This is a genomic window from Chitinophaga sp. (assembly GCF_019236475.1).
Classification (GTDB): Bacteria; Bacteroidota; Bacteroidia; order Chitinophagales; family Chitinophagaceae; genus Chitinophaga.
The window spans coordinates 577,090-591,360 of the sequence record NZ_JAFAIX010000013.1; the positions used below are offsets into that span (position 1 = coordinate 577,090).

The 14,271-nt window shown below is 43.5% G+C and carries 9 protein-coding genes; 5 read left to right on the forward strand and 4 right to left on the reverse strand.

The window, feature by feature from the left end:
- The first annotated feature begins 3 nt into the window (after positions 1–3).
- The 3 genes from JO154_RS24340 (at position 4) to ftsZ (ending at position 4,510) form a co-directional block, all read left to right on the forward strand.
- Positions 4–1,101, forward strand: coding sequence for a hypothetical protein (locus JO154_RS24340; protein WP_291951054.1), 1,098 nt, complete (start codon positions 4–6; stop codon positions 1,099–1,101).
- Positions 1,098–2,501, forward strand: coding sequence for a cell division protein FtsA (ftsA, locus tag JO154_RS24345; protein ID WP_291951056.1), 1,404 nt, complete (start codon positions 1,098–1,100; stop codon positions 2,499–2,501). The genes JO154_RS24340 and ftsA overlap by 4 nt, the downstream gene beginning before the upstream one ends.
- Positions 2,502–2,701: 200 nt before the next feature.
- Positions 2,702–4,510: a cell division protein FtsZ gene (ftsZ, locus tag JO154_RS24350; RefSeq protein WP_291951058.1), complete on the forward strand. Its 1,809-nt coding sequence runs from the start codon at positions 2,702–2,704 to the stop codon at positions 4,508–4,510.
- 199 nt (positions 4,511–4,709) lie between these two features.
- On the opposite strand, the gene JO154_RS24355 is transcribed toward ftsZ, so the two are convergent.
- The 3 genes from JO154_RS24355 to JO154_RS24365 form a co-directional block, all read right to left on the reverse strand.
- Positions 4,710–6,455 carry a glycoside hydrolase domain-containing protein gene (locus JO154_RS24355; RefSeq protein ID WP_291951059.1) on the reverse strand — a complete coding sequence of 582 codons (1,746 nt, stop codon included), beginning with the start codon at positions 6,453–6,455 and terminating at the stop codon, positions 4,710–4,712.
- Positions 6,456–6,583: 128 nt separating this feature from the next.
- Positions 6,584–8,542: a KUP/HAK/KT family potassium transporter gene (locus JO154_RS24360; protein ID WP_291951061.1), complete on the reverse strand. Its 1,959-nt coding sequence runs from the start codon at positions 8,540–8,542 to the stop codon at positions 6,584–6,586.
- Positions 8,543–8,725: 183 nt separating this feature from the next.
- Complete coding sequence (locus JO154_RS24365; protein WP_291951063.1) at positions 8,726–10,282, reverse strand: OmpA family protein; 1,557 nt, start codon at positions 10,280–10,282, stop codon at positions 8,726–8,728.
- A gap of 312 nt (positions 10,283–10,594) precedes the next feature.
- On the opposite strand from JO154_RS24365, the gene JO154_RS24370 reads away from it, so the two are divergent.
- Both JO154_RS24370 and recJ read left to right on the forward strand, forming a co-directional pair.
- Positions 10,595–11,560 carry a polyprenyl synthetase family protein gene (locus JO154_RS24370; protein WP_291951066.1) on the forward strand — a complete coding sequence of 322 codons (966 nt, stop codon included), beginning with the start codon at positions 10,595–10,597 and terminating at the stop codon, positions 11,558–11,560.
- A gap of 101 nt (positions 11,561–11,661) precedes the next feature.
- Positions 11,662–13,359: a single-stranded-DNA-specific exonuclease RecJ gene (gene recJ / locus JO154_RS24375; protein ID WP_291951069.1), complete on the forward strand. Its 1,698-nt coding sequence runs from the start codon at positions 11,662–11,664 to the stop codon at positions 13,357–13,359.
- 121 nt (positions 13,360–13,480) lie between these two features.
- On the opposite strand, the gene JO154_RS24380 is transcribed toward recJ, so the two are convergent.
- Complete coding sequence (locus JO154_RS24380; protein ID WP_291951072.1) at positions 13,481–14,251, reverse strand: prolyl oligopeptidase family serine peptidase; 771 nt, start codon at positions 14,249–14,251, stop codon at positions 13,481–13,483.
- Positions 14,252–14,271: the final 20 nt, after the last annotated feature.

The following is a 14,271-nucleotide window of genomic DNA, read 5'->3' on the forward strand; positions in this document are numbered from 1 at the left end:
AGTATGTCTAAAACTACCACCATATTGAAAAGACTGGGAATCGTCACCCTTTGGGCGGCGGTACTGACCGGTTTTGTCATTTTGATGGTAGCCGCCAATAATGCCAGAACAGAAACGGTTTGTAAAAAGGTCAATGTAAAGCTCGAAGGGAAAGATGATAACTTTTTCATCGAAGCAAAAGATATCAAATCATTGATCAACAAAGATAAATCTATCAATCCTGTTGGCAAACGGGTGGGCAGTATTGATGTAGCGCAACTGGAAAAAATTATCAGTGCCGATCCTTGGGTAAAAAATGCAGAACTGTATTTTGATAATAAGCAACAACTGAATATCAAAATTACCCAAAGAGAGCCAGTGGCCAGGGTTTTCACCTTCTCTGGCAACAGTTTTTACCTGGATGAATCAGGAGAACGTATTCCTGTTTCTACCAAGTATGCCGCCAAAGTACCTGTATTTACAGGGTTTCCAACAGATGCGGAAAAACTGCAACAGCCAGATAGCTTGCTCACCGTACAAATTGTGCAAATGGGCAACTACATCGCTACACATCCATTTTGGATGGCGCAAGTAGCCCAACTAATGATTACGCCGGATCGCAAATTCGAGTTCATCCCGCAATTAGGCGACCAGGTAATCGCATTGGGCGATGGCAATGACATCGATAAAAAATTCACCAAACTACTGGCTTTTTATCAGGAAGGCCTGAATAAAGTAGGCTGGAATAATTATTCACGCATCAACGTAGCATTTGAAGATCAGGTAGTATGTACCAGGAAAGACGGAGTGCCACCTTTGCAACCCGTTATTGCAACCGATAGCGTTAAAGTAAACGGCGCAGACGAAGCACCCGCATACGACGACCCTGATTCCTCTTCAAATGATACGAAAAAAACGGAAACGGTGGTAGCTGCAAAACCAGCTTCCAAACCCGCTCCGGAAGCCAAAGCAAAGGCAGCAAAGCATAAGGAGCCTGAGAAAAGAGACAAAGTGAAAGCGCACGAAAAGGCCCGGGCAGAAAAGCCTAAGCCACAACCTAAAGCAGTGTATAAGCCAGGGAATAAATCTGTTAACACATCAAAAAAACAAAACACGCCATGAATCAGGAAGCTCCTATCATTGTAGGCCTCGACATAGGTACTACGAAGATTGCTGCCATAGCAGGACGGAAGAATGAATTCGGGAAACTGGAAATCCTGGGATTCGGTAAAGCCACATCGTTTGGCGTTCAGCACGGTATGGTGCTGAATATAGACCAAACTATAAAGGCAATCAGGCAAGCCCTGGAAAATTGTTATGCATCCAACCCCAACCTGGAAATCAATGAAGTATATGTTGGCATAGCAGGACATCACATCAAGAGTTTGCAAACCCGTGGCGATATCGTCCGCGCCGATACCGATGCGGAAATATCCCAGAAAGATATAGATCAACTGATCAATGATCAGTACAAAACCGTCATCCCTGCAAGTGATCAAATCATCGATGTGATCCCGCAGCAATATATAGTGGATAGTCTGCAGAATATCACCTACCCCATTGGTATGTCGGGGGTGAAGGTGGGTGCAAACTTCCATATCATCACTGGCGATAAAAACGCTATCCGCAACATTAACCGTAGTGTGGAAAAATCGGGACTCAAAATAAGAGACCTGGTATTACAACCACTGGCTTCCGCCGCTGCTGTAATGTGCGATATGGACTTTGAAGCAGGTGTAGCCATCGTAGATATCGGTGGTGGTACAACCGATCTAGCTGTTTTCTATGAAGGTATCCTGAAACACACTGCAGTGATCCCTTACGGTGGTGAGAATATCACCAACGACATTAAAAACGGCCTGGGTGTACTGAAAACACAAGCAGAACAGATGAAGGTGCAATTCGGCTACGCCCTGGCAGACGAAGCGAAAAGCAATGCATATATCACTATCCCGGGACTGCGTGGCCAGAGCCCGAAAGAAATTTCCGTGAAAAACCTGGCACATATCATCCAGGCGCGCATGAGTGAAATTCTGGATTTTGTGGTATACCATCTGAAACAAATCGGCATGGATAACAAAATGCTGAATGGTGGTATAATCCTTACTGGTGGAGGTTCTCAACTGAAACATTTAATTCAGTTAACAGAATACACTACAGGTGTAAGTGCACGTATCGGTTTCCCTAACGAACATCTGGCCAGCGGTCATATCGACGAACTGACCAAACCAATGTATGCTACTTGCGTTGGTTTAATTCTCAAAGGTTATAACGATTATGAAAATGATCGTAAAGCCATGGAAGAGAATTACGTAAAAATTAATACCAGCTATCTCGCAAAAGAACAAGCTGCACAAACAATGGCCGAACAGGAAACTTGGACAGAAGAAAATACACCAACGTCCCAGGAAATCCAGGATAGAAAGGCAAAAGAAAGAAATGCATCTTTGAAAAATTTCCTCGATAAAATGAAAACAAAGATCATTGATATGTTCACGGAAGAAGAAGACGCTAAACTATAACAGAGATGGCGCAATTGTTGCTGTTAGTAGCCTTCCGGGTAACTTTGCGCTAAAACTAACGGACATAATAAATAAGAATTAAGAACGATCGTTAATAATGAAGGGATAAATGAACCATAGTAACAACATAGTAAAAGCACACTTAATTCTTAATAGTTCATTATTAACTAATCGTACTAACCCATAAATGAGACAGAGTCATGATACATTTTGATCTTCCTAAAGAAAAATCTTCTATCATCAAAGTCATCGGTATTGGTGGTGGCGGAAGCAATGCGGTGAATCATATGTATAGCCAGCGCATTGAAGGCGTGAATTTTATTATCTGCAATACCGATGCTCAGGCTATTGCAAACAGTCCTGTCCCCAACAAAATCCAGCTGGGCCCCCATCTCACGCAAGGATTAGGTGCCGGCGCTAACCCCGAAATCGGCAAACAGGCTACAGAAGAGTCCTTTGAAGAAATCAAAAAAATACTAGAGGTGAATACCAAAATGGCATTCATTACTGCTGGTATGGGCGGTGGTACCGGAACTGGTGGCGCCCCTATTATCGCACGTATATGTAAAGAGCTGGGTATCCTCACCGTTGGTATTGTTACCACCCCATTTTCTTATGAAGGAAAAAAACGAATGGGTCAGGCAGATGAAGGTATTTCCCGTCTGAAAGAATACGTAGATACCCTCCTGATCATTTCTAATGATAAACTCCGCCAAAAATTCGGCGACCTGAAATTCAAGGCCGCTTTCGAAAAAGCGGATAACGTACTCGCTACGGCTGCCAAATGTATCACCGATGTAATCAACTCCACCGGTCAAATCAACGTGGACTTTGCCGATGTGTGTACCGTTATGCGCAATGGTGGCGTTGCTATCCTCGGTTCCGCGCTCGCTGAAGGTGAAAACCGTGCACAACGCGCTATCGAAGATGCACTTACTTCACCACTCCTGAACGACAACGATATCCGTGGTGCAAAATGGATCCTTATCAATATCTCTTCTTCTGAAGGTGAATTCGAACACACCCTCGATGAAATGGATATCATCCAGGCTTACGTACAAAGCCAGGCCGGTGAGGATTGCGATGTAATCCTCGGTGTGGGCTACGATCAATCCCTCGACAGAAATCTGGGTGTTACCATCATCGCTACCGGTTTCGAACAGAAACCTATTCAGCAGATGAAAACCACTCCCAGTAACCCTGAACGAGTAGAACCAAAAATCGTAATGCAATTGGGTAAAGATGGCGATGAGAAAAAAATGAATATGGGCCAAAGCCAGGGAGTACTCTTCCAGGAACCACAGGACCTGATGGCACCACGATTAATGGACCATCCTGAACCTGCTATGCCTTATTCACAGCCTCCTCCACCTCCTGCCGGACAACAAGCGCCTATCGCGCCTTCCCGTCAGAACTACGTGCTGAATATTCAACAAACACCTGTACAACCAGTGCAGGAGCCTATTCAACAAATAGTACAACAGGTGCAGCCTATTCAGCCTGTACAACAAGTGCAACAGGTACAGCCAGTGCAACCCATGCAGCCATCTGCAGTTAACAATACACAGAATAACATCAACGTTATTCAGCCACAAGCTGGTAACGCTGGCGGATATACGAACAGACCAGCACACATTTACGTGGAGCCAGGTACTACTCCTTCCCAGGAAATGAAGATGGTATACAAGGAAGAGGATCACAACCACACTCCTATGCCACCGGAAGTTCCTATGCATAATGCATATGAAGACCTGGAAGAACAAAAACGTAAACAGGCAGAACGCGTAGCAAAATTGCGCAGCATAAGTTTCAATGTGAAAAACATGGACAACAATGCTGAAATCGAAAACGTGCCTGCTTATCTGCGTCGGAATGTAGCGTTGGATAATGGCGCAGGATCTGCTGAACAGTTCTATTCCAATTACACTGTAAGCGGCGAGCCTGGCCAAAATAATCCATCAGAAATCAATACTATAAATACCTTTTTAGATGGGAAAAAACCCGATTGATGACGTTAAATGCATCTTTTTCGGTAATAATTTGATTGTTTTTTAGTTGTGTTAAGAAAATCCTCCGGTTCTCCGGAGGATTTTTTATTAGCATAAAAGATCAAAAGCTGTAATTGACCTCTGTGACGTCAATTACAGCTTTTGATCTTTTTCGTCGTCCCTGCCGGCAGGGACGACAAGAAGGAGAGTTTTGCCTTGCTTATAATTTACTCAATTGCGCTTTCGCGGCATTGATAACAGTAGCCGCAGGTGTATTTTTCAACGTACTAATCTCTATCGTCTTCAAGATTTCATCCAGTTGTTTCACCTTAGCAGTTTGTTTGTTTTTCTCAAATTCTGCCCTTAAAGCCCTTATTTTCTCGAAATCCTGTATACCTTCTACCAATCTTTCAAAACGAATGGAAGATCTCGGTCCCGGATATACGAAATAAGTATCACCGGCAGCCCAAGCTCTGAATCGGCTGTCTGTCAGCGGATCCTTTACCCAACAATTAAATGCCCAACGCAAATAGCCATTATAACCTTTTGCTGCAGCATACCAACCCATAAAAGTGGCTTCTGCTGGGGGCGAGAAGGTGAATGTATTCGGATACCCTTCTGTACAGCAGGTGTAGAAGGTTGTTGGCCATCCTTTTTTATGTCTTGCGGACATTTCTTCTTTCGTGAAATTCTCTCCGGAAGCAATACAATAATCATAGATTTCATTCACCAATGGTGCGTGATGACTACCTGCCAGCGAGAGTTTCAGGTCTTTATCTGCCTTACGGATAATCGCCAACGCTTCTTGCATATCCTTCATAGGACGTTCGTCCATGGCAATGGTAGTGATATCAAACCAACCTTTTTGTTTCAGATGTTTTACAAAACTGTTCAGCATCGGCTGCCAATGTGCAGCATATTCCGGTGTACCAGGTTTGGCAACAATAAAAGTATCCTTCGCGGATGCTTCATCGTAGTAATAGAATTTCAGGTTCCAAGGAATCATGCTATAGCAGTTGATTTCCTTTTTAATACCTAATCCCATCATGAAGTTTACCCACTTATCGAATATAGAATAGTCATAAGACCAACTACCATCCTTCTTCTTGGTCCATTTAATCATGCCGCTGTAAACGTCTTGCGTTTGACTGTTCCATGGATCATAAATCAGTGTGGCAGTGATACATTTCTGTCCGGCTGCCGCCAGCATTTGCATATAAGGCTTCATGGCCTTGAAATGCTCTTCACTCCAAGGTTTTACGTTATACATCCTGGCAACTGCATCTGGGCCTTGCCAGAGATCCAGATGAAAAGCCCATTTATCGGGGGTTGGCAGGGTACGTGATTGTACTTCCAACTCAAATTTTTTCACAGTTTCGGCGCCATCTGCAGTGATATGAATAGTTCCGGTGTAAATGCCTGCAGGCGCATCTTGAGGCACCTCTATACTGATCCATACAGGTTGTGTATTATGGGCTACTACAGCGTTGGAACTGCGCAAATCAATACCATCAGCCACCAAAGAAGAATCGAAGTCCTGTGGCTTCCTGTAACCACATCCACCACCATTCTTATTCAGCTCATCTGTCATGATATAACGAACGAAGCCAGTTTTTATAGCGCTAGCAGGGAAGGAATAATTTTTCCCTTGCAGGGAAACAGTACGAATAGAAAGATTTTGTACAGGTTTAGATGTCCAGAAAAGTAGTTGTAGGGAGACACGTTCCCCTCTCCAGGCATTGCCTTTCCAGGTTTGCGAAATTTGGGAGGCATCCGGCGAATTTCGTTTTTCATAACGGGTGTCTATATTACCGAATGCAATACCATCCGGACTACTTTGCCAGGATGCAGTATTAACTGGGCGAGGATCAGGAAGTTCGGTGTAGTCGCGCGTAAATGGCGACTGCGCCCATACGTTTTGTTGCAATGCCAGCAGTACCAGCATGCCAAAAAATTTGTTCACCATAATAAGAGATTTCCATTGTGTCTTCGGGAAATGACCACCATTTACCAAAAGAAGATTGCCCAATATCTTAAAAAAAACCGGTTTTTCTAAGATATTGGGCAATTTGGAGATCTCCGTTCATGGAAATCTTAGAACTTATGTACAATCCGTTTGAGTTGCAGGTTAGTAACCGGTGCAACTACCAGCGGATATTTTTCAATGGTAACGTAACTGGAATCCAGTCCGAAGCCTCTTTCTTCAGAAAGACTGATTTTCTTCAGGAAGAAGTACATTTTCATGATCATTCTTTCGTAGAGCGGTAAGTCGTTATCATGGGAAAGGAATTTCTCCATCACAATGAACTGGAAATCGCCCACCACATTATTCTTACTGAGCGATTCATAGCGGCTGGTGATATTCACCTCTTTATTGCGCACCATGTCTTCCACCACCATTCTAAACATCAGGTTAATACGCTGTTCCACCTTGAATCCTAGGCGGAATTCCACGCGGATTACCTCATTAGGAATGATAGTTTGTACAGAATATTCGCTGAGATATGGTTCATCCACTACGTCTACGTGTACAAACCAATAAATATCGGCGCGTTTCGGTTTCTTATTCAGAATGCTGTAAATGATTTTATGCTCGATTTCCTTTGGATTATCGGCACTGCTCATATACACCAGATGGGTCGCATATTTCGGGATGGTAGTATCGTTACTGAGTTCCTGCATGATAGGCAGGTAATCTTCCAGGCGTACAAATTCCACGTAGCGGTTTTTGATTTTCCTGGATTTGAACCATACCATCATCACCAAGAAGAGGCCGCCTGCTACCACCACTGTCACATAACCACCGTGAGCAAATTTCACAAGGTTAGCGAAGAGGAAGGAGAATTCAATCGTGAAATAGACGACTAGATATAATAATATCCACCCCACCCATACGCGTCGCGTATAGAGATAGAAAGCAAACAGACAGGATGTCATCAACATACATATCGTGATTGACAACCCGTATGCCGCCTCCATATGGGAGGATTCCTGGAACAGCAGCACGATAGAAGCACAACCCACAAACAGCATAACATTAATACCTGGGATATAGAGCTGGCCTCTCATTTCAGTAGGATAATTGACCCTCATTTTAGGCCAAAGGTTCAGTCGCATTGCTTCCGCAATAAGTGTGAATGAACCTGAAATCAGCGCCTGGCTGGCGATGATAGAAGCCATTGTTGCGATCAATACCCCAAAGATGATGAACCATTCTGGCATGATCGTAAAGAATGGGTTCTGATCTTTAGGAATGATTTGACCTTTCTGGGTCAGGAGCCATGCACCCTGGCCAAGATAGTTCAGAATAAGGCAGGTTTTAACGAATATCCAGGAAATACGGATATTTCCTCGGCCGCAGTGACCAAGGTCCGAATACAGGGCTTCTGCCCCTGTGGTACAAAGGAATACGGCACCTAGGATCAGGAATCCTTTCGGGTATGTTGTTAATAACTCAATGGCATAGTGCGGACTGAATGCCTTGAAAATACTGAGGTCATCGGCGATATGAGTAATCCCGAGGATACCGAGCATAGTGAACCAGAGTACCATGATAGGACCGAACATGCGGCCAATAGATACGGTTCCGAATTGCTGCATGATAAACAGTCCGGTAATGATGGCCAGCACTATTTTGACGATAGTTAACTGGCTAAGGTCTTTAAAGACTTCGAGCGTTCGAAGACCTTCAATCGCAGAGGTTACAGTAATGGGCGGGGTAATGATCCCGTCGGCGAGGAGGGCGGCGCCTCCGATCATGCCAAAGATAACCGTCCATTTGGCATGTCTTCTGACGAGGGCATAGAGAGAAAAGATACCACCTTCCCCTTTATTATCTGCGCGGAGCGTCAGGATAACGTACTTAATCGTTGTTTGCAGTGTAAGTGTCCAGATGATACAGGAAATACCACCTATTACAAGTAGGTCGCTGATGGGATTTCCACCGACTATGGCTTTAAACACATAGAGCGGAGAGGTTCCGATATCGCCGTAGATAATACCAAGCGCTACTACTAAACCTGCCAGGGAGACCCTGTTAATGTTTATACCCACAAAAGTAAATTTGTTAAAAAGCCCCCAAAATTATATGATTTTGGAATACAGAGCAAAGGAAAGGAAAAAATGGACTTAAGATGTCAATTAAGGGAGAGGACAGAGGAAAAAGGATAAAAAGGAAAAGTCCTCCGATTGAACCGGAGGACTTTTCAGCATTATCATCTTTGGGAGTGATACTGATTAGTTAGCAGGAGCTAAATCAACAGTAGAAGACTCACCAGGAGTGTTTTGTTTGATGAAGCGACCGCGATCGATACCTTGTTTATCAGCCAGGTAGTCGATAACTGCGTCAACACGACGGCTGCTCAGATCAACACCACCTTTTTTACCTTTAGCACCAGCGTGACCGGTAACCAGAACGTTGCAAGATGGGTTAGCTTTCAGAGTAGACGCTACTGAAGACAGGATAGCTTCTTGATCTTTAGATACTTTGGTAGCAGCACCTTTGAAGGATACAGAAGGCAGAACCAGGCTAGAGCAAGTGTTCTCAGCTTTCATACCTTTGCAGCACTCAGGATCTGGGCATTTACCAACACCGTCAGCGTCAACTGGCTGGCAGTAAGTAGGAGTGATCAGTTGTTTGTCTTTGTAATCAGGAACACCGTCACCGTCAGTATCGCGGGATACACCGTGAGAATCAACTGGTGCACCTGCTGGAGTGTTAGGTTCGCGGTCGAACTGATCAGTTACACCGTCACCGTCAGCATCAGGTAATACTGGAACTGGCAGTTTCATGTGACGTGGGTTGGACAGCTCGCTGTAAGCGTATTCCAGCGGGTTGATCCACCATAATGGCTGAACGCGTTTGTTTGGATTACCCAAGTTGAAGTTCAGACGTACGTTGGTGTAAGAGTAGAAATCTTTAGAAGAACCACCAGGGCCTGCATAACCATCCAGGTAAGCATCAAATGGCATAGTGATTTTTTCTTCAAGACCGATGTTAAAGCGTTTAGTTACTTTGAACGCTACGCCAGTACCCAGGTCCAGTGCGTGACGCAGGAGCTGGTTGTTGTTGTGACGACCGATAGCAATACGGTTACCCTGTGCAGGAGCATTGGATTCGTATTTTTTATCCTGAATAGCTCTGATCTGATTGATGATATCGTGACGTTTACCATTGAAGTTAACGCTAGAGTAATTGTAACCATTACCGTTTGCATCCAATGCATCAACGTCAACATCAGCCACAACTATAGAGTAACCAGCCAGTACGTACCAGTTAGCTTTAGGTTCAGCTTTGTAGAACATAATGTTGCTCAGAGACATCAATACGTCCAAAGACAGCTGGTGGTTAGCAGATTTGTAGTTTGGAACGATCATGCCACCATTCAGAGCAGCAGTTTTAGCCCAAGGATTAGCACCATCAGCGCTGATCTGAGTAGGACGAAGTTTATAGTCCTGACCATAGTCAAATGAACCAGTGTATTCTGCTCTCAGTGAGAAAGTGTGACCCAGAGATTTTCTGATAGAAACACCACCACCGAAACCTGGTCTTGGAGGAACAGTTCCATCGATCAGGTGAAGACCTCCATGGAAACCAAGTTCCCACATATCCCTTGGTTTAGCAGGGAAATTGGAAGTGTGGTTCTGGAAGTTATTCTGTTGTACCATTCTCTTGCTAGGCACTTTGGAAGAATCCAAAGCATCATAGCCGGTTGGTTGAACCTGTGCAAAACCAGAAGACGCGGCTAATAAACTCACAGCGCCTGCCAGTAAAAAGTACTTTTTGCTTGCCATAATTGTTTTTTATTTAAAAACTGTTAAAAATTTACTAATAACCCGTTTTTTACCAAGCAAAGGTAAAAATCATTAATGAATATACAAATTTTTCTTGCAATATTATTTTCATTGATAAGTGCTTAGAAAGCAGTGCGTAATCGAAAGTATTTATATACCTTAATTCCGCGTAAGTTAAAGTATTGCAATCCTCGTGTTAACAAATCCTTTAACTGCTGTTAAAAGATTGTTATACTCCTTATACAAATTAGAGGCCAAAATGTTAAAATTTCACATTTTAAACCTAGCTTAGCAATCCTTTTGATTTAGGCCATGGATGATATTAAACACCTGATAGGTAAGGAATTACATGATTTTGAAAGCAAATTCGCTGATTCAGTAAAAAGCAACATTCCGCTACTGGACCGCGTTATGCACTATATTGTTAAGCGAAAAGGGAAGCAAATGCGCCCCATGTTCGTGTTTCTCACAGCCAGACTTTTCAGGGATGAACTCCCAGAAAGTACTTACCGTGCTGCTTCATTTGTGGAATTACTCCATACTGCAACACTTGTACACGATGACGTAGTGGACGATGCCAATGAACGTAGAGGCTTTTTTTCTATTAATGCACTCTGGAAAAATAAAATCGCCGTACTGGTGGGCGACTATCTCCTGTCCAAAGGGCTGTCCCTCTGTCTTAACCACAACGAATTCAGAACTTTACAAATTATATCTGACACTGTTCAGGCCATGAGTGAAGGTGAACTGATCCAAATAGAGAAAACCAGGAAACTCAATATCAAAGAGGATATTTACTTCGAAATCATCAAACGCAAAACCGCATCCCTGTTAGCCTCTGCCTGCGCCGCTGGCGCATGGAGCTCTACCAACGATGAAACAACAACTGAACAAATGAGGTTGTTCGGTGAAAAAGTAGGAATTGCTTTCCAAATTAAAGATGACCTCTTCGATTATGGCTCTGCCAAAATCGGAAAACCAACCGGAATAGACATTCGAGAGAAAAAAATGACCCTCCCGCTTATCTATACACTCCAACATGCCACACCGGAAGTCCGTCGTAAAATTATCTATATTGTAAAAAATCATAATACAGATAAAGACAAGGTGGAAGAAGTAATCGAAATGGTGAAAGCCTCCGGCGGTATTGAATATACCCGCCAGAAAATGTTCGATTATAGGGATGAAGCCCTGGAAATCCTCCGCCAATTCCCAGAAAGCGATATCAGAAATGGCCTAGAAGCCATGGTACGATATACCACTGACCGCACCTACTAAAAAGAATTTTCAAAAAATATAAAATAATAAATGTAAACTGCAATGAGCACCTGATACCTACGCCGGATGCTACATAACGCTTAAAGAATCCTGAACTTATAATGCAAAAACGCTGGACAGTAAAAGCTTATCAACCAAATCAGGAACATCTGCTGCAATCATCCCTACGCATACATCCCTTGTTATGCCGACTGCTGGTGCAACGGAATGTTCATACCTACGAGGCTGCCCGGCTTTTTTTCAGACCCCTCCCAGGAGATCTTCATGACCCTTGGCTCATGAAAGATATGGACAAAGCCATCGCCAGAATTGAACTGGCCTTCTTTCGCCATGAGAAAATTCTGATCTATGGCGATTATGATGTTGATGGCACCACAGCAGTAGCTACCGTGTATGATTTTCTCCATCAGCTCTACTCCGATATAGAATATTATATCCCACACCGCTACCGCGAAGGATATGGTATCTCCCCCCAGGGCATTGCCTATGCGAAAGAAAATGATTTCAGCCTGGTCATTGCACTCGACTGTGGTATTAAATCTATTGAGCTAATTACTGAGGCCAAACAAGCAGGGATTGATTTTATCATTTGTGACCACCATCTCCCTGACGCTATCCTCCCTCCTGCCATCGCTATTCTTAATCCCAAGCAATATGATTGCCCTTATCCATATAAGGAGTTAAGCGGTTGTGGAATCGGATATAAACTCATCAGCGCAATTGCCCTGAAAAGAGGATTACCTGATAGTGCCCCCAACAAATACCTGGATCTCGTAGCTACCAGCATCGCTGCTGATATTGTTCCGATGACAGGCGAAAACAGGGTATTGGCCTATCATGGACTCAAAAAAGTCAATGAAAATCCGCTGCCTGGCATTAAAGCATTGATCCAACTCAGTGCCCAGCCTGAGAAACTGACAATAGCCAACCTCGTTTTTGTTATTGCACCAAGGGTAAATGCCGCAGGTAGAATGGATGATGCCCGCAAGGCGGTGAATCTATTCATAGAAAATGATCCCGAAAAGGCCAAAGCGATTGCGGAAGCCCTCCATGCAGATAATTTTGATCGTAAAGAAATCGATAATACTATTACCCAGGAAGCCATTTCATTGATTGAAAATGATGCTTCCATGGCCGCCCGGAAATCGACGGTCCTTTTCCAGGCCCACTGGCATAAGGGTGTAGTAGGGATTGTAGCTTCCCGACTTATAGATAAATTTTATTACCGCCCAACGGTTATTCTCACACAATCTAATGATATGGTGGCTGGTTCTGCCAGGTCTGTGATGGGGTTTAATGTATATGAAGCTGTACACCAGTGTAGAGATCTACTAGAAAATTATGGCGGACATTTCTATGCAGCAGGCATGACTTTAAAACCTGAAAATGTAAAAGCATTCCAGGAAAAGTTTGAAGAAGTAGTAGCCAACACCATTTCGGCGGACATGCTGGTTCCTGAGATTGTAATAGATACAGAAATCATGCTGAGTGATATCACCCCCGCTTTTTATAATATTCTCAAACAATTTGAGCCACTAGGCCCTGAGAATCTGCGGCCAGTGTTTCTTGCAAGGAACCTCCGAGATACAGGCTATTCCAAGTTGGTGAAAGAGGAGCATATTAAATTCTCCGTTCGTCAGGGCAATGGTGGACCAACTATGTCTGGCATTGGTTTTTATATGTCGGAGAAAATGGACATCATCAGTGGTAAAAAACCATTTGATATGGTGTTTACCTTGGATGAAAATGAGTGGAATGGGCAGACAAGTTTACAATTGAAAGTGATAGATATTCGATAAATAAATTATCATATAAATACATAAAGGCTCCGATTGGAGCCTTTATGGTTTAGGGATAGAGCCCTTTTCGAAAGGGCTCCGGATATTAGGTTCATGATATGGCAGGAAAAGTTTTGCTGTTTTATTTATGTTGATTTAGCATCCAAGTATATAACTCTGGTGTTGCGTAGGCCCTAGTCCATGCATCATGGCCGCCGGTTGGATATTCTGTGTATTTGATATTCCCACCAATTGCTTGTAGTGCCTGCACCGCCAATCTGGACCCATTTACACTTACAGTAGGATCATCGGCACTATGAAATGCCCATATCGGCATTTTTTTCACATTGCCCATCAGTTTTGGATCACCTACTCCACTGATAGGAACGGCTGCTGCGAAATTATTTGGACTTGCACAGATCCAGTCCCATGTGGCCATTCCTCCCATACTCAGGCCAGTCAAGATAACCCTGTTAGAATCCACATGGTATTTAGCCACTACTTCTTTGTAGAAGGTTTGCAGCGTAGCCCCGTTCCACCAGCTTTTGGTGCATTGTGGTGCTACCATTACAAATGGTTGTCCTTTGACGACCCTTGGCAAAGCCACATTTCTGAGGATATCCACATTGGTGCCTATTTCTCCTATCCCATGCAGGAAAATTACCAGCGGCCATTTGTAATCCTTTCTGGTATTATATCCGTCAGGGATATAGAGTAGATAATCACTAATGTTTCCACCACCATTTACTACTTTCTTCGCGGTTATACCAACTGTTTGAGGATCAAAAACATCCTCTTTAGGCGGATTGGTTCCCGGTTTGTCTGGCCCAGACATATCCTTCTTCGAGCAGGAAAATAATGCTGTTAACAGCACTAAGACATGGCATAAATTTTTAATCTTTCTTTTTTTCATATAACTCATATAAATGAAAA

Coding starts and splice junctions, on each gene's coding strand:
- ftsA (WP_291951056.1), top strand. CDS start 1,098: ATGAATCAGGAAGCTCCTATCATTGTAGGCCTCGACATAGGTACTACG.
- recJ (WP_291951069.1), top strand. CDS start 11,662: ATGCAAAAACGCTGGACAGTAAAAGCTTATCAACCAAATCAGGAACAT.
- ftsZ (WP_291951058.1), top strand. CDS start 2,702: ATGATACATTTTGATCTTCCTAAAGAAAAATCTTCTATCATCAAAGTC.
- JO154_RS24355 (WP_291951059.1), bottom strand. CDS start 6,455: ATGGTGAACAAATTTTTTGGCATGCTGGTACTGCTGGCATTGCAACAA.
- JO154_RS24380 (WP_291951072.1), bottom strand. CDS start 14,251: ATGAAAAAAAGAAAGATTAAAAATTTATGCCATGTCTTAGTGCTGTTA.
- JO154_RS24365 (WP_291951063.1), bottom strand. CDS start 10,282: ATGGCAAGCAAAAAGTACTTTTTACTGGCAGGCGCTGTGAGTTTATTA.
- JO154_RS24340 (WP_291951054.1), top strand. CDS start 4: ATGTCTAAAACTACCACCATATTGAAAAGACTGGGAATCGTCACCCTT.
- JO154_RS24370 (WP_291951066.1), top strand. CDS start 10,595: ATGGATGATATTAAACACCTGATAGGTAAGGAATTACATGATTTTGAA.